15 protein-coding genes are annotated in these 16,040 nt (G+C 42.9%); 7 read left to right on the top strand and 8 right to left on the bottom strand.

Translation table 11 applies throughout. The features are described 5' to 3' along the window. The first annotated feature begins 496 nt into the window (after positions 1 to 496). The 5 genes from G511_RS0118875 (at position 497) to G511_RS0118895 (ending at position 4,745) form a co-directional block, all read left to right on the top strand. Positions 497 to 1,501: a TRAP transporter substrate-binding protein gene (locus G511_RS0118875; RefSeq protein WP_028471024.1), complete on the top strand. Its 1,005-nt coding sequence runs from the start codon at positions 497 to 499 to the stop codon at positions 1,499 to 1,501. A 78-nt stretch (positions 1,502 to 1,579) separates the two neighbouring features. After that, the gene (locus G511_RS23440) at positions 1,580 to 2,134 is read left to right on the top strand and encodes a TRAP transporter small permease (protein ID WP_036552440.1); all 555 of its coding nucleotides are present in this window, start codon (positions 1,580 to 1,582) and stop codon (positions 2,132 to 2,134) included. Positions 2,135 to 2,158: 24 nt separating this feature from the next. Continuing rightward, positions 2,159 to 3,502: a TRAP transporter large permease gene (locus G511_RS0118885; RefSeq protein WP_028471025.1), complete on the top strand. Its 1,344-nt coding sequence runs from the start codon at positions 2,159 to 2,161 to the stop codon at positions 3,500 to 3,502. A gap of 52 nt (positions 3,503 to 3,554) precedes the next feature. Further along, on the top strand, positions 3,555 to 4,046 hold the full coding sequence (locus tag G511_RS0118890) for a universal stress protein (protein WP_028471026.1): 492 nt from the start codon (positions 3,555 to 3,557) through the stop codon (positions 4,044 to 4,046). A 513-nt stretch (positions 4,047 to 4,559) separates the two neighbouring features. Continuing rightward, a complete protein-coding gene (locus G511_RS0118895; RefSeq protein WP_028471027.1) occupies positions 4,560 to 4,745 on the top strand; it encodes a hypothetical protein in 186 nt (61 codons plus the stop codon). Between the two features lie 76 nt (positions 4,746 to 4,821). Here G511_RS0118895 and thiM read toward each other — a convergent pair whose 3' ends face one another. From thiM to G511_RS0118935, 8 genes are all read right to left on the bottom strand, one after another. Continuing rightward, positions 4,822 to 5,640, bottom strand: coding sequence for a hydroxyethylthiazole kinase (gene thiM / locus G511_RS0118900; protein WP_051222241.1), 819 nt, complete (start codon positions 5,638 to 5,640; stop codon positions 4,822 to 4,824). Positions 5,641 to 5,664: 24 nt separating this feature from the next. Then, positions 5,665 to 6,312 (bottom strand): response regulator transcription factor, encoded by a 648-nt coding sequence (locus G511_RS0118905; RefSeq protein WP_028471029.1) that lies wholly within the window; start codon positions 6,310 to 6,312, stop codon positions 5,665 to 5,667. 11 nt (positions 6,313 to 6,323) lie between these two features. Further along, on the bottom strand, positions 6,324 to 6,623 hold the full coding sequence (locus G511_RS0118910; RefSeq protein WP_028471030.1) for a DUF6506 family protein: 300 nt from the start codon (positions 6,621 to 6,623) through the stop codon (positions 6,324 to 6,326). A 365-nt stretch (positions 6,624 to 6,988) separates the two neighbouring features. Next, positions 6,989 to 7,984 (bottom strand): phosphate acetyltransferase, encoded by a 996-nt coding sequence (pta, locus tag G511_RS0118915; RefSeq protein WP_028471031.1) that lies wholly within the window; start codon positions 7,982 to 7,984, stop codon positions 6,989 to 6,991. A gap of 200 nt (positions 7,985 to 8,184) precedes the next feature. Then, positions 8,185 to 9,948: a sulfoacetaldehyde acetyltransferase gene (gene xsc, locus G511_RS0118920; RefSeq protein ID WP_051222243.1), complete on the bottom strand. Its 1,764-nt coding sequence runs from the start codon at positions 9,946 to 9,948 to the stop codon at positions 8,185 to 8,187. Between the two features lie 63 nt (positions 9,949 to 10,011). Then, positions 10,012 to 11,118 (bottom strand): alanine dehydrogenase, encoded by a 1,107-nt coding sequence (gene ald, locus G511_RS0118925; protein WP_028471033.1) that lies wholly within the window; start codon positions 11,116 to 11,118, stop codon positions 10,012 to 10,014. A 280-nt stretch (positions 11,119 to 11,398) separates the two neighbouring features. Beyond that, positions 11,399 to 12,877, bottom strand: coding sequence for a MocR-like pyridoxine biosynthesis transcription factor PdxR (gene pdxR / locus G511_RS0118930; RefSeq protein ID WP_028471034.1), 1,479 nt, complete (start codon positions 12,875 to 12,877; stop codon positions 11,399 to 11,401). 299 nt (positions 12,878 to 13,176) lie between these two features. After that, on the bottom strand, positions 13,177 to 14,568 hold the full coding sequence (locus G511_RS0118935) for an aminotransferase family protein (protein WP_028471035.1): 1,392 nt from the start codon (positions 14,566 to 14,568) through the stop codon (positions 13,177 to 13,179). Between the two features lie 384 nt (positions 14,569 to 14,952). Between G511_RS0118935 and thiS the strand changes: the two genes are divergently transcribed. Both thiS and G511_RS0118945 read left to right on the top strand, forming a co-directional pair. After that, on the top strand, positions 14,953 to 15,156 hold the full coding sequence (gene thiS, locus G511_RS0118940; protein ID WP_156905254.1) for a sulfur carrier protein ThiS: 204 nt from the start codon (positions 14,953 to 14,955) through the stop codon (positions 15,154 to 15,156). 49 nt (positions 15,157 to 15,205) lie between these two features. Next, positions 15,206 to 16,003 carry a thiazole synthase gene (locus tag G511_RS0118945; RefSeq protein ID WP_028471037.1) on the top strand — a complete coding sequence of 266 codons (798 nt, stop codon included), beginning with the start codon at positions 15,206 to 15,208 and terminating at the stop codon, positions 16,001 to 16,003. Positions 16,004 to 16,040 lie beyond the last annotated feature (37 nt).

Consider the following 16,040-nt stretch of genomic DNA (forward strand, 5'->3'; position numbering starts at 1 on the left):
TATTGAGTGACGTAGCTAAGATGAATAGTAACAAATAACCTTGTTATGAAGTATCGCGCAACGTTAACAATCAAAACCCATAAGGTACAAGACTGCAAGAAAGGCAAACTTCAATCGAAGGTATTAGATTATGTGCGAAATTTTGTCAAATATTTAGATTATTGAATAAAACTACAAACTTAGCTCCTCGCCACAGCCCCCATAATTACTGAACATCAAGACTGGTTCTACTATGTAGGATGAGCTGGCCCTAAAAAAAATCACCGTATAAGTTAACTATTGGGTTATTGTCACTTTAGGATTATGGAACTTATTAGATGAGTCACCAGGTTCAAAAAAATGCTTTTAAAGCGTGATAATGACTGATTAGTATTAATAAAGGGTCCATAGAAGGCCACTACTATTAAGGCTAAGACGTTAGCTTGAGTTTTTCAGGCGACCAAAACTCCCAGCTTATCTTGCAAGCTGGGAGAACATAAAAATCCAGGAGATACTTATGAAACATAAGAATAAGATCGTTAAAGTACTTTCCCTGACAGCTGGTATGGTGTTTTCTGCTAGCTCAATCGCCGCTAGCTGGAACATTGCAGTAGGTGACGGTGGCGGAAGTGCTCAGGAAGCCCTTGGTTTAAAGTTCATTGAAACTTTACAAGAAAAAACTGGTGGCAAGCACACAGCAAAATTATTCCTGAACGGTCAGTTAGGTTCTGAGCAGGACACAGTCAATGATGCTGCACTTGGCACACTAGACTTTTCCATTTTAGCAAGTAACAACCTCGCACCTTTCTCTCCTACCTTGGGTGTTCTTTCGCTTCCTTACATTTTCGAAAACCTTGAACAAGCGCAGCAAACTGTCGAAGGCCCTATCGCAAAAGAATTGATCCAAAATACAATTCGTGATTCTGGTGTTCGCATTGTAGGTTGGACTTACTCTGGTTTCCGCGTTCTTAGTAACTCTAAAAAGCCAATTCAAAAACTGGCTGATTTAGACGGCGTTATTGTCCGTGTTCCTAAAAACGAAATCATGATTGATACTTATAAGTCTTGGGGTAATAACCCAACACCTATGGCTTGGTCAGAAACTTTCACTGCACTACAGCAGGGAGTAGTTGATGGGCAAGACACGCCATACACTACAATCTATGCAATGAAGTTTGGTGAAGTTCAGAAGTACATCACTGATTTACATTACTTGTTCTTGCTTGAGCCACTGATTATTTCTGAATCTCTATACCAAGATCAGAATGCAGACACTCAGAAAGCAATCAATGAGTCAGGTCTTGCAGCAACAGCTTATAGCTTGCAGTGGCTGAAAGATCAGGAAGCGACAATCAAAGATGAGCTTGTTAACAAGTACCAAATGCAAATCGATACTCTAGCTGATGAAGCGGAGTGGGCTAAAAAAGCTCAGATGGCTGTATGGCCTAAGTACTATGAAAGTGTAGGTGGCAAAGACAAAGTTAATGCTCTACTACGCTCTTTGGGACGTGATGAAATCTAATTAAGTTGTAAGATTTCTTTATCACAATAAGTACATGCACCGCGTTTGGTGCATGTACTTTATACCGGAGGTCATATTATGGGCAGTAAAATTGTTCATTTTCTTGATAATATTGAAAGTTACATCTGTCGTACGCTGTTGGTATTATTTGTAACATTACTGTTTGCACAGATTGTATCCCGCCAGCTTTTTGGCTACTCATTCTCATGGAGTGAAGAGCTATCCGTTTACATGTTTGTCTGGTTTGTATTCTTCGGTGCTAGCTATGCCGCCAAATTGGCCGCACACAACCGAGTTACTTTTCAATACAAATTAATGCCTGCAAAGGTACCACCTGTTTTAGAAGTTATTTCTGATCTAATCTGGATTGGCTTTAACTGTTACTTCGTATATCTGTCATATGATTTTGTATTCAACAAAATGAACTTGTTCTGGAAGTCTCAGACACTCGGCATTCCAATGAAATACATCTATATGGTTCTTCCTATCGCTTTCGCTTTGATGACTTTTCGCATTATTCAGGTGAACTACTTTAAGTTAGTGAAAGGTGTTGATATTCGGGATCCAGAATCCCAGGAGCTGGATGAGCTAATCGATGACGCTCATCACATCGACGAAAACAACAATAAATAATTCGATTAATTCGGGAGTCGGCTCATGACCGAAACATCAATTGTCCTTATCTTGTTCGGGTCGTTTCTGGGCTTGCTGATCTTAGGAGCACCTGTGACTGTCTCACTGGGTGTGGCAGCATTAGCATCGTTCCTTTATCTTGACCAGAACCCAATAAAATTTGTCCAAATTGCTTTTACATCAGTAGGGTCTTTCCCGTTGATGGCTCTTCCTGCTTTTATATTGGCAGGTGCGCTCATGGAGGCCGCAGGGATATCCAAAAGGCTAGTCCATCTAGCAGAAAGTTTCGCAGGCCCAGTTACTGGCGGTATGTCTGCTGCTGCAGTGCTTGCTTGTATGTTCTTCGGTGCCATTTCTGGTTCAGGGCCTGCTACTACCGCTGCTGTAGGCATGTTGATGATTCCTGCCATGGTAAAGCGTGGCTATGATAAAGGCTATGCATCTGCTGTTACCGCATCATCAGGCGGTTTAGGCATCGTAATTCCACCTTCTATCCCTATGGTCATCTTTGGTATTTCAGCCATTGGTATGCAGGTACCGGCTGAAGCTATTGCAGTACATGGTGAGTTTCAAAGCGTTTCCATTACTAAATTGTTTGTAGCTGGCTTTATTCCAGGCATGGTACTGGCCGGCGCATTAATGACACTCAACTATTTCCGTTGTAAAAAATTAGGTTATAAAGGTACAGATGAAGGCTGGTCTCTTTCTCAGATAACTGGCGCCTTCCGCACTGGATTTTGGTCTGTAATGGCTCCACTGGTTATTTTAGGAGGCATCTACTCAGGCTTCTTCACACCGACTGAATCAGCAATTGTCGCTATTTTTTACACTCTCTTTGTAGGTTTCTTCATACATAAAGAGTTGAAATGGAAAGACTTAGCTCGTTGCCTAGAAACCACCACATGGTTGTCAGGTCGTGTTCTCTTGATCCTGTTTACAGCGACAGTTTTTGGACGCTTACTGGTTGAGAATCAAATTCCAGCAATGGTTGCTGAGTCAATGCTGAGTGTGACAGATAACCTTTACTTAATCTGGATACTGATCATTGCGTTTTTATTGTTTGTTGGCATGTTTATGGAAACATTGGCAGCCATTATGATTCTCACGCCTGTACTGCTACCTGTTACCTATAACCTAGGGATCGATCCGGTACATTTCGGTATTGTGATGGTATGTAGCTTATCTATCGGCTTCTCTACTCCCCCCTTAGGAGAGAATTTATTTGTTGCCTCGGGTATTTCAAATATTTCACTTGAAGAAGTCACTGCCAAAGCGCTTCCCTTTGCGCTGGTCTCAGCCATGGCTGTGATACTGATCGCTTTTGTACCAGACATATCACTCTTCTTGCCCAGAATGTTCGGTTACTGATATATCCGCCCTCTCACATGAGAGGGCTTTCATTTATTAGAGGGATATCATAATGCTACCTGAAATCCGAAAAATCCTTTATAGCACTGACCTTTCCGCAGGCTCCACGGCAGCATTTGAGCACGCTACCTACATTGCTAAAAAAACGGGTGCTGAAATTCATATATTGCATATTGTTGAAAAACTATCGAGCGAAGCCAAAATAACACTGCAAACTTATGTAATGGATTCATCCAGCCGACATGAACTTTTACAAGAACGTGTTCAGAACGCCAGAAAAAAACTGGACGAGCGCCAAGCAAACTTCTGGGATAACCTTCATAAAGATGATGCAGATGTTCAAAAGCAGATTAAGTCCATCAATGTTATAGAAGCCTACCCTGAAGAAACGATATTAAAGATGGCTAAAGACTTAGATATTGATCTGATCGTTATGGGAACCCATGATAAAGGCTTGCTCCACACCTTTTTAGGTAGCGTGGCAAAAAACGTACTAAGCCATACACGCACACCAGTAATGATTGTTCCTTTATCTAAAAGGTAGGCTAGCCACGAAAGTAAGTGTTTTAACTCCCACATTTCCAATAAAAAAAAGCCCTGACACTTTCGTATCAGGGCTTCATCACATAAGGGGGAACATCTGCGATAAACCAATTATGATTTCATCATTTCCTTATCAAAAACCACTTTCTAAATTTGAAATATTAGTATAAACAGAACAGCACCCCATGCGTAAACAAACATTAAAAACAAAGCTTATAACTGGAAAGAATATAAAAGATAAGCCTTTAATAAAAAAGAAAAATCAAAGAAAGGAACGTTGATAATACTATTACTACCTTGGTATTATTTATAAAAGAAAGCTCTAAAACCTCTTCAAAACCTCACCTTATAAATAATTAAATTTCTATAATCCTCATTAAAATTTAAATTAATCTTTAAGTTTAGTTGACGAATACGAACCAAACAAGCTATAGGTTAAAGGTGATTTTAAGGTTGGCAGAACTAAAAACTGCCTGTTTTAAAACTGTTCGTTTAATAAGGTGAGGACGTAGCTATGATCAACAAAGAGCATACGCAACAAATAAACATCCGAACGAGTATTAATGTCCAAGTTGAAGAACTTTTACGTTGGAGAGACCCCCACTGCCCTGATAGTTTATTGCTACAGGAAGAGTTTAGTCATGTGGATAATGAAAATGATTTTTGGATGGACTCAGAAGAAGAACTAACCCGCCATTAGAAAACTCAACTGGGCTAGCACATACAATGCGCTAGCCTAGTTTTATCACTCATTATTAATAGCGTAAACCCGAGTGTTAGGCTGCGATCTCTTTGCACATCAAGATATGAGCATTCTTAGTCAGTATTGCGTCATCAAGCCCATATAAGGTATCTAACAAATGCATATGCAAGCTACCAGGCCCCTGTGACTGTTGTGCAGCGATTTCTCCTGCGACAGACAGCGTTAGCATTGCCTGAACACTTGCATCAAATGCACGGCGATTGACAGCCAAAAACGTCGCAATGAAAGCCGTTGCTGCGCACCCCATTGCCGACACCCGGGTTTGCATTAAGTCGCCATTAGCGATCATAAGGGCTTTTTTACCATCAGTGATAATATCAGCCTCACCCGTCTGAACTACAACCGAGCCTGTTTGTGCAGCTAATAGCCAAGCAGCTTCAGCCGTATCTTTACCAACAAGCGCTTTAATTTCAGCGCTGTTACCACGAATAACAGTTGGCTTAAACACAAGTAGCTCACGGGCATAATCACAACGTTTTTGTGACGCATGTACCGATACAGGATCAAGCACCCAGGGACGGTGATAATCAAGAGCGGTTTCAATTGCCAAAGGTATGGCAGCTTTACGTGCGCCATCCAAGGTTCCTATATTGATGCTTAGGCTATCAGAACTGGCAACAAACTCCTGGATCTCTTCAACCCCCATTGTTAATGAAGGTCTCGCCCCTACGGAAAGCAAAATATCAGAGGTAAAATCCATGGCGACAGTGTTTGTGATACATTGCACCCGTGGTTTTTGGCGAGCTATAGTAGACAACATTACAGCACTAGAAGATGCATAATCAGTGCTACTTTGTGACTCGATATCAAATACATTAAATACAGAAGACATAGCTTACCTCCAAAAATCACTCAATCAGGAACGCATGTTAGGCCACTGATCTACTTTAATAGTTTGCATCGCAACTACGAGTTGTGTGCGGTTTTCAATTTCAAGCTTACGTAGAATGTTCGACATATGAGTTTTAATAGTGTGCTCAGTCAATGACATTTGATGCGCTATTTGTTTATTCCTTAAGCCGCAGCGAACCCACTTCAAAACATGATTCTCTTGGCCAGATAATCGACAAAGCGCATGCCCTAAACGTGTTTTTTGGCTATCCATTAAGTCATTTGAGACTTCATCATCATAGCGCCAGATGCAACCATCGAGCACCGTTTTGATCGCCTTACCTAACTCATCAAGTGAAGCGGTTTTAGCAATAACACCGTTAACGCCACAAAATAATACTCGGCGCATCCAAGTAATATCTTTATTATCAGTGAGCATAAGAATTTTAGTATCAGGGCGGCGTAGAACACGCTTTACATGCTCTAACTCCTCTAGCCCACTAAGGCGTGCATCAAGAATTACGATGACGGCTTCCTGCCGCTTAGATAACAAGCGAGTCAATTCACAAAAACTATCAACACAAGATGTCCTAGCCATTATGCCAGCGTGATCAAGCGCAACTTGAACGCCTAGGCGGTATAATGGAGATGCATCAGCAATGATGATTTTCATAGCGACACCTATTAGCTCAGCTCACTTTTAAGGCGGGCTCGCTCATCATCTGTATATTGAACATACCCTACTGGAATATGGTCATTAATTGCATCGCGTATTTGTTGTGCATCTTCTGCTGAAAAAGCCCCACAAAGCTCAATAAGCTGCACATCTTTAGTGATCATCTCTTGTGCTACCATTTCTGCCTGAGCAACATCAGAAACACCCGACACCATCATGCTAAAGTTTTCACTATTCAAACGCGCATGATGCTTAAACATTTCTAGGTCATTACTTTTAACAATAAAACCGTATCGTTGTAGTGCCATACCATCCTCCTGAAAAGATCTTATTATGATTGTCAGAGCATTGGCTCCGCTTTCTGAAGCTTATTCAATAAAAGCACGCTGTCGAAATATGCCTTCATCTTTGAGTACCCTCATTTAAGACTGCTTTCAGAAAACTCCTTAGTGCCAGAGCTTTTTGAAATGTGGAACCAGTCATAATCAAATACAAATTTAGTCAAAAAAGGCGTAGCTCGTATTCCCTTCAGACATCAGCAAAAAAAAGCCGCTTCATGAATATCATGAAACGGCCAACTCAGCAGCAAGCTGATAGGGACGAGCATAAAAACTAATGCGCCATAAACGCAAGTCAAACAAATAATTCTTTAAAAACAGTTATATAAAATTTCTTACGCGTGCGCTTGCACAACAGTAATCGCAATAACATTGACCACATCTTTCGCACTACAGCCTCTTGAAAGATCATTGGCGGGTTTGTTTAAACCTTGCAAAATAGGACCAATTGCATCGGCTTTACCAATTCTCTCTGCAAGCTTATAGCCAATATTTCCCGCCTCAAGGTTGGGAAAAATTAGTACATTGGCACGTCCATGCGTGGCAGAATCTGTTACTTTTCGATCAGATATTTCTGCCACAATCGCAGCATCTAACTGCACATCGCCATCAATGGCCAAATCTGGCATTTTCTCTTGTACTAAACGCGTCGCTTCTACCACTTTATCTACAGCAGCATGTTTAGCACTACCACTGGTAGAGAAAGACAACATGGCAACACGTGGCTCCTCTTCCAACAAGGTCCTAGCGCTATTAGACGCAGACATGGCAATCTGTGCGAGCTGTGAAGCGTCTGGATCAATAACCAGACCACAATCGGCAAACAACACTCCGCCTTTGAGCTCGTGAAAAGGCTCGCATAGCATCATAAGGAAAAAGCTCGATATCATCGTGCTAGAAGGCGCCATACCGATAATCTGAATCGCAGAGCGAACGGTATCACCCGTCGTATAAACAGCACCGGCTACTGAGCCATCAGCATCACCTAAACGCACCATCATCTGTGCATAATGCAGAGGGTCTTTCATACTGATAGAAGCCTGCTCAATTGTCATGCCTTTAGCTTGGCGCAACTCGAACAACGCTTGAGCATACCTCCCTGTTGCATCAGACCTCGCTGGATCAATCAGAGCTATCGAGTTAAGATCAAAACCTAATTCAGCCGCTTTACTATTAATTGAGGCCGAATTTCCTAATAGAGTGATGTCGGCGATGCCTTTTTGAGTTGCTATCACTGCCGCTTCAATAATGCGAGGATCTTCCCCTTCTGCAAGTACTACCCTTTTAGGGTCTTCACTTGCACGTTTAAAAATATTATTCAGGGCCTTCATATCTACTTATCCTCAAGGATTGCTCAGAGGGAGCCTCTGAGCAACTCACTATTAAAAATGAGTTATTCGCAGGAGCCTAAAAAGAATCAATATAAAAATGTCTAACGATAACGAAACAGCTGACAGGCATAAGTAAAGTTTAAAAGAACCGAAGGCCGGCTAGCCTTCGGTAAGGTACATCTTAGCCAGTCTACAAAGGCTTACTGGAAGTCTTTGTACTTATCCAAGTGACGAACTGGTTTAGAAAGTGCATCACGACGGAACGGATCGCCTAGCTCACGAGTACACATGATCTCGATAACAGTGGTCTTGCGATTTTCCATCTGGTCGTTAAGAGCAGCTTTCAAAGCAGCACCAACGTCTTCTAGCTTATCAACTACAACACCTTGAGCGCCCATAGAGCGTGCAATATCTGCAAAGCTTGGGTTTTCTAGCTCACCAGCAACGAAGCGGCGGTTGTAGAAATCTACCTGGTTCTTCTTCTCTGCACCCCATTGGCGGTTATGGAAAACGATTGCAGTAACAGGAATATCTTCACGTACGCATGTCATGATTTCCATCATAGACATACCCCATGCGCCGTCACCAGCGTAAGAGATACCTGGACGATCAGGAGCCGCAACTTTAGCACCGATCATTGTAGGCAATGCATAACCACAGTTACCGAAAGCCATTGCCGCGAAGAAAGAACGTGGACGTTCAAAACGCAAGTAGCTGTTAGAAACAGAGTTAATGTTACCGATATCAGTTGATACCATTACGTCAGCAGGCATCGCTTTTTCAAGCTCACGTAGGACCTGGCGTGGGTGTAGGTATTGACCTTCTTCACCATTTTGCTCTGCGATCATCTCCATAGAGTAATCGTCGCGCTCGTGGATCCACTCGTCCAGCTCCTTCTCCCAAGATGCTTTCTCAGCTGCAACTTCAGCTTCACGAGCAGCACGGTTATCAAGACACTTTGCAGGCTTGCCTTCCATAAGAGCCATGATAGATTTAGCGGCTGCTTTAGCATCACCACAAATTGCTACATCAACTTTCTTAACCAAACCTAGCATTTTAGGGTTGCAATCAATCTGGATAATTTTAGCGTTCTTCGGCCAGTAATCTAGACCGTGCTGTGGCAAGGTACCGAATGGACCTAGACGAGTACCAAGCGCTAGTACAACATCCGCTTTAGCAATCAGCTTCATCGCTGCTTTAGAACCCTGGTAACCCAGAGGACCACACCAGTTAGGGTGAGATGCAGGGAAAGAGTCATTGTGTAGGTAGCTGTTTACAACTGGCAGACCAAGCTGCTCAGAGATAGCGATAGCTTCGTTGAAAGCATCACCGATAACCACACCACCACCAGAGATCATTACTGGGAATTCAGCATTAGCTAGTAATTCAGCAGCTGCTTTAAGTGACTCTTCACCACCAGCAGCACGCTCTATACGGATAGGCTGAGGTATCTCACAGTCAATATCTCCGTAGAACAAGTCACGTGGAATGTTCAACTGAGTAGGGCCGTTTTCTAGCATAGCGCGGTCAAAACAACGCGCAGTGTATTCAGCCATACGTGCGTTGTTAGTTACTGTTACCTGGAACTTAGTAATAGTTTCGAAGAACGGTAGCTGTTGAGCTTCCTGGAATCCACCCAACCACTGAGTGTTAGTACCTGTTTCTGGTGTGATACATACAACAGGAGAGTGAGCCCAGTATGCCGCAGCAATTGCTGTAACAAAGTTTGTGATACCCGGACCATTCTGAGCAATACACACACCGTGACGACCTGATACACGAGAGTAACCGTCAGCCATGTGACCACCGCCCTGCTCATGCACTACAGGAATCAAACGAATACCTGCAGGAGTGAAGATATCCATTGCGTCCATAAAAGCTGAACCCATGATACCGAAACAATCAGTTACACCATTTGCAACAAGTGTTTCCACCATTGCTTCACTAGGAGTCATACGAGCCATAGTCATAATTCCTTATTATTAATATTGACAACAATTTCTGCTGTCGGTGAAAAAGTTAAATAATCAAGCACAGTAAGAGATGTATTCACGTCCTAGTGCATCAGCTACTTCTTTGCTAGTAATTTGCCCGTTATGGACATTCAGACCATTCGCTAGATGCTTGTCACGGCGAATTGCTTCCTGCCAGCCAAGATCAGCTAGTGAAACGATAAATGGTAGCGTTGCATTGTTTAGAGCCAATGTTGAGGTACGAGCAACCGCTCCCGGCATATTGGCAACACAATAATGAACAACACCATCCACAATATAAGTAGGGTCCTGGTGTGTTGTTGCATGAGACGTTGCAAAGCAACCTCCCTGATCAATTGCAACATCAACGACGGCTGAACCAGGCTTCATGCGAGAAACCATATCAGCAGTCACCAGTTTTGGCGCTGCAGCGCCAGGAATTAGCACACCACCAATCACTAGATCGGCTGAGAGTACGTGCTCTTCCAGCGTTGCTTTACTTGAATACACAGTTTGAATAGCCGTGCCAAATTCAGATACCAAGCGGCGCAAGACATCAACAGAACGATCTAAGATAACCACTTGGGCACCCATGCCGATAGCCATACGAGCTGCGTTAGAGCCAACGACTCCGCCACCTATAATGGTAACTTTCGCAGGCTCAACACCTGGCACGCCACCAAGAAGCATACCGCAACCTTCTTTGGATTTTTCCAAGCAAGCCGCGCCCGCTTGAATAGACATACGCCCCGCGACTTCAGACATTGGCGCTAATAAAGGCAACCCGCCTCTATCCGATGTGACTGTTTCATAAGCGATACATGTTGCACCACTAGCTTGAAGGTCATCTGTTTGATCAGGATCAGGAGCAAGATGAAGATAGGTAAATAGTAACTGGCCTGGACGAAGCATTTTACGCTCGACAGCCTGAGGCTCTTTTACTTTAACGATCATATCTGCAGCAGCAAAAATCTCTTTTGCTGTTTCAATAATCGTAGCCCCTGCTGCAAGATAATCTGCATCGGTAAAACCAATACCAACACCGCCATTGGCTTCGACCATTACTTGATGACCACGACTGGTTAGCTCCTCAACACTAGCGGGAACCATACCAATACGGTACTCATGATTTTTGATCTCTTTAGGAACGCCTATCAACATAATACCACTCCCGTTTACTATTATTATCATTCAAGGTAGTAGAGTTTTTTTCTGGGTTGGTCTGTTACAAAAACATCATCACCAACACAAATTGCATGGTTAGAAGATTAGGAGTCTGGCCCTAAAGTCAGTAGAACCAGATTTAAAGAATGGGTTGAGCCAGAGAAAGTAAAACCATGCACATATTTATAAGTTATTTAAATACAATAACTTACGGAAACGCAAAAATAAAAAAACCACTTATTAAAGTGGTTTTTTTTGGTGACCCATCAACACGGAATCAAACCATAGAGTGAATCAATTCAGCCAGTTTCTTAATTCCTGGTTCAATCCGGTCAGTAGAAATAGAGGAATATCCTAACCTGAAGTAGTTCGCAGGAGGAGCATCATCAAGAAAATGAATTGCACCTGCCTCGATCAAAATACTTTCATCTTTTGCACGCTCTTGCAAAACAGAAGCATCCAAACCTTCCGGGCCTTTAACCCAGTAACAAGATCCCCCAAATGTGGGTTGATCATGCGACTCTGGTAAGTGAGCCGTTAGGGCCTCATCCATTGCTCTCCAGCGTGTTTGATAATTGCGCATAATATTCATAATCAAAGAGTCGTGATAACCACGCTCTAAAAACAGAGCAACTGAGCGCTGATTATTAGCTGCTGGATGTCGCACCATTAAACGGCGCAAAGCTCTAGCTTCGTGAATAAGCTCAGCAGGCCCCACCAAATAACCCACCCGCAACCCCGGTGCTAATGTCTTTGATAAGCTACCGATGTAAAGCACTCGGTCGTTCTTATCCAAGCTTTTTAAAGCCGGTATTGGGTTGGTTTTAAAGTTAGTTTCACTTTCATAGTCATCTTCGATGATGATGAAATCATCTTCATTTGCGCGACGTAGCAGCTCGTACCTACGCTCGATTGGCATAGTTACGGTTGTCGGACACTGATGACTGGGTGTGGTATACACAAGATCACAGCCTTTGAGTCGGTCATCAACAATCATTCCATCCTTATCGACTGGAATAGTACGCACTTGAGAAGGGTTGAGCTTGGCTATATTGCGAATATCAACATAACCCGGATTCTCTAACCCCATCACGCTAGTCTTATCAAGGAGAAGCTTTGCCAGCATATACAGTGATTGCTGCGCGCCAACGGTAACCAAAATCTGATCAGCAGAAGCCCACACTCCACGCCTCGGCAATAAACGCGTGCGGATTTGCTCTACTAATAAAGGATCGTCATTATCAAAGCGATCCGCCGCCCACTCACTAATCGAGGGACCACTGACAGCATCTCTACAACACTCACGCCAATTCACTGTCGGAAATAGCGATGAATCAAATTGCCCATAAATAAATGGGTAATTGTATTTTTGCCAGTCACGCGGCTTGATGACATTCGTTTGTTGCGATGGTTTTAATTTAAAACGCCCTTCCCAGTACGGGCAATAAGTACCCGCAGATTCATCATCTTGCGAATCACTCGGCGGAGGCGTTTTCACCTGCCCCTGCAAGATATCAGGGTTAACGTAATATCCACTTCTCTCTCTTGCAATCAAATATCCATCATCTAACAAATGCTCATAAGTCAAAACGACCGTATTACGTGCGACATGAAGCTGTTGAGCCAGTTTTCTACTAGAAGGTAATGGAGAGTCAACAGGAATATTGCCATTCAATATAGCCGCTGCGATCTGCTCTCTCAACTGCTGCTGAAGACTACCGCCCTTACCAGGAGTTAAGTGAAAGAGATGAAACATTCATTTAGCCTTTTACAATAAATTCTTGTTTTAATTTTTGCACACTAATCTCCAACCATCAAACTAGCATGAACAGATGGCCTCAAAGCGGCAAACCTATAAGCGATGCATAAAATAAAGCACCATGACACGCAGTATAGTGTATGGCAGTCGATTACTCAGCAGACTTGTATCAAGGATAGAGAAATATAAATTTTTGGTAAGTTTCAACGAAGCAAAGCAGTTTTTGTCGTAAAGACAACTATCCAAGAATGGATAGTTGTCTATTTAACGTAGACTAAGACTTAGATAGTCGTGTCTTATGCATTAGGAGCTATTTCAGCCAATGCATTATCAATAGCATCAACGATTTTATCGATATCAGCTTGTGTAGCAATTAACGCGGGGCTCAAGCAAATAGTATTGTTGTACTCTTTGAATGAACGGTTAGTTCGACCAATAATGACACCATTTTTCATGCAGTGCGCACCAATAGCCATCGCAACACTTTCATCAACAGGCTCTTTAGTCACACGATCTTTAACCATCTCAAAACCAGCAAACAAGCCTTTACCACGTACATCACCGATGACGTCGTATTTTTCCATTAGCTGATTCAAACGGCCTTTCAAGTACTCGCCCTGCTGATTTACATTATCAAGCAGATTCTCATCTTCGATGATTTGCATGTTAACCAATGCCGCTGCAGGACCTGCAGTACAACCACCAAACGTAGAAATATCACGGAAGTAGTCCATACGTGGATCTTCAGGATCTTTAAACTGATCAAATAGATCTTCAGTCATAACGGTGCATGAAATTGCTGCATAACCAGACGCAACACCTTTAGCCATCGTTACCATATCTGGCTTAATACCGTAATGCTGGTAACCAAACCATGTTCCCGTACGGCCTAAGCCACATACAACTTCATCGATATGAAGCAGGATATCGTATTGTTTACAAATTTCTTGAACACGCTCCCAGTAACCATGAGGCGGCTCAATAACACCACCACCTGCTGTGATTGGCTCTAAGCACAATGCTCCAACAGTTTCAGGACCTTCTGCGAGAATAACTTTTTCAATCTCATTAGCAGCCCAAACGCCGTAATTTTCTTTATCTGACTCTTCTTGAGCACGATATTCACAACAATGCGGTACTTCTACGAAACCAGGTGTAAACGGACCGTACTGGTTTTTACGCTCGTACTGACCAGTCGCACTTAGCGCTGTAATAGTCGTGCCGTGATAGTCACGCTCACGGAATAAGATTTTATGCTTTTGTCCGCCATTTTTCTTAGCTGCTAGCTGGCGAACAATTTTAAATGCTTTTTCATTTGCTTCTGAACCTGAGTTTGAATAATAAACACGGCTCATGCCTGGCATTTTAGCAATTAGTTTTTCTGCAAACTGTGCAGCAGGTACGTTACCCGCAGTTTGAGCGAAATAGTTAAGGGTAACCAGCTGGTCACGCACTGCATCAGCGATTTCTGTACGACCGTAGCCAACATTGACTGTCCATACTGCGCCAGATACTGCATCCAGATATTCATTACCTTTCGCATCCCAAACACGCATGCCTTCGCCTTTAACAATAACCATCGGATCAGCTTCTTCGAATGGTTTATGTTGCGTTAGATGATGCCAGATATGTTTACGGTCGTTACCAACCACTTCTTTTGCATCAAATTCGTTAGCGTTGTAAGTCATACTCACTTCCTCTGAAATACTGTTATTTTTATACTGAGGCAGGAGCTCTGCTCCTAACTTCTGTCGTTTTTATAAAGACTGAAGCGCGTCAACGTACTTACACTTAAGGTTTAACACCTATAAAAAAGCACCCCGCTCGGCCTACCAATGACGTTTAAATTACTGTCCAAGCATGAAAGTGAGTTAGAACCAGATCTTTCACAATAATGATACCAGCGTATTAAATACACACTTTCGACCTTCATTCAGGCACAGAGGCAAGGCTCTGGACTCACGATTCAAAACACTTTGGCCCTTCTAGATTAACGGCACTTTTCCGACTATTGCAGCATAAAAATAACTGAACATATCTATTGTTCTGGTGTGAATTAGAAGGAAAATAAAATGATTCGGCTTACGGTTAACGGCGAAACAATGCAGCTCTACAGCACAGATAATTTGAAACAATTACTAGAATCACTTCACCTAGGTGAGAAGCGAGTTGCTGTTGAAGTTAATCGAGAAATCATCCCTCAAAGTTTGCATCAAACCACTCGCATTCGTGAAGGCGATCGAGTAGAAATTGTACGGGCCATCGGTGGAGGCTAGCAAAAAAACATCTTGAATTCATTAGCTTACCGACTTATAGGAAACCTGTATGACACCTGACTTCACTTTAAATGACCCACTTATTATTGCGGACCGCACCTTCACATCACGGCTTATGATTGGTACTGGCAAGTACAAAGATATGGAAGAAACACGCCAAGCAATTGAAACGAGTGGTGCCGAAATAGTTACTCTCGCTGTGCGTCGAACCAATATTGGACAGAATCCGAATGAGCCCAATTTATTAGATGTCATCTCACCAGAAAAATATTGCATACTGCCAAACACTGCCTTTTGCTATACAGCGGAAGAAGCTGTACGCACCTGCCGTTTAGCAAGAGAACTGCTCGGTGGGCACGATCTTGTGAAACTCGAAGTGCTCGGTGATGAAAAAACCTTATACCCCAACGTAACAGAAACACTCAAAGCCGCTGAAATATTAATAAATGATGGCTTCAAGGTCATGGTTTATACAAGTGATGACCCGCTAATAGCGAAGCGATTAGAAGATATGGGCTGCGTTGCTGTTATGCCACTAGGTGCGCCAATTGGCTCAGGACTTGGTATTAGCAACCCTCACAATATAAAGCTGATTCTTGAAAATGCTCAGGTGCCAATTATTGTAGATGCCGGTGTAGGAACACCTTCTGATGCAACGCTCGCCATGGAGCTTGGGTGCGCAGGAGTATTGATGAACAGCGCAGTAGCACATGCCCAACAGCCCGTATTAATGGCCCAGGCTATGCGTAAAGCGGTTGAGTGTGGCCGTGAAGGTTACTTGGCTGGGCGAATGCCTCGTAAAGCATATGCCAGCGCCTCTTCACCTATTGAAGGTACTATTTCGTAATAAAAAACCTATAAAATGACAGCAGCAACTGGCATTT

It is taken from the genome of Neptunomonas japonica DSM 18939 (genome assembly GCF_000422765.1).
Lineage (GTDB): Bacteria > Pseudomonadota > Gammaproteobacteria > Pseudomonadales > Balneatricaceae > Neptunomonas > Neptunomonas japonica.

What these genes read in the sequence shown, in the direction of transcription:
- G511_RS0118875 (WP_028471024.1), top strand. Translation starts at nt 497, where the DNA reads ATGAAACATAAGAATAAGATCGTTAAAGTACTTTCCCTGACAGCTGGT.
- G511_RS23440 (WP_036552440.1), top strand. Translation starts at nt 1,580, where the DNA reads ATGGGCAGTAAAATTGTTCATTTTCTTGATAATATTGAAAGTTACATC.
- G511_RS0118885 (WP_028471025.1), top strand. Translation starts at nt 2,159, where the DNA reads ATGACCGAAACATCAATTGTCCTTATCTTGTTCGGGTCGTTTCTGGGC.
- G511_RS0118890 (WP_028471026.1), top strand. Translation starts at nt 3,555, where the DNA reads ATGCTACCTGAAATCCGAAAAATCCTTTATAGCACTGACCTTTCCGCA.
- G511_RS0118895 (WP_028471027.1), top strand. Translation starts at nt 4,560, where the DNA reads ATGATCAACAAAGAGCATACGCAACAAATAAACATCCGAACGAGTATT.
- thiM (WP_051222241.1), bottom strand. Translation starts at nt 5,640, where the DNA reads ATGTCTTCTGTATTTAATGTATTTGATATCGAGTCACAAAGTAGCACT.
- G511_RS0118905 (WP_028471029.1), bottom strand. Translation starts at nt 6,312, where the DNA reads ATGAAAATCATCATTGCTGATGCATCTCCATTATACCGCCTAGGCGTT.
- G511_RS0118910 (WP_028471030.1), bottom strand. Translation starts at nt 6,623, where the DNA reads ATGGCACTACAACGATACGGTTTTATTGTTAAAAGTAATGACCTAGAA.
- pta (WP_028471031.1), bottom strand. Translation starts at nt 7,984, where the DNA reads ATGAAGGCCCTGAATAATATTTTTAAACGTGCAAGTGAAGACCCTAAA.
- xsc (WP_051222243.1), bottom strand. Translation starts at nt 9,948, where the DNA reads ATGGCTCGTATGACTCCTAGTGAAGCAATGGTGGAAACACTTGTTGCA.
- ald (WP_028471033.1), bottom strand. Translation starts at nt 11,118, where the DNA reads ATGTTGATAGGCGTTCCTAAAGAGATCAAAAATCATGAGTACCGTATT.
- pdxR (WP_028471034.1), bottom strand. Translation starts at nt 12,877, where the DNA reads ATGTTTCATCTCTTTCACTTAACTCCTGGTAAGGGCGGTAGTCTTCAG.
- G511_RS0118935 (WP_028471035.1), bottom strand. Translation starts at nt 14,568, where the DNA reads ATGACTTACAACGCTAACGAATTTGATGCAAAAGAAGTGGTTGGTAAC.
- thiS (WP_156905254.1), top strand. Translation starts at nt 14,953, where the DNA reads ATGATTCGGCTTACGGTTAACGGCGAAACAATGCAGCTCTACAGCACA.
- G511_RS0118945 (WP_028471037.1), top strand. Translation starts at nt 15,206, where the DNA reads ATGACACCTGACTTCACTTTAAATGACCCACTTATTATTGCGGACCGC.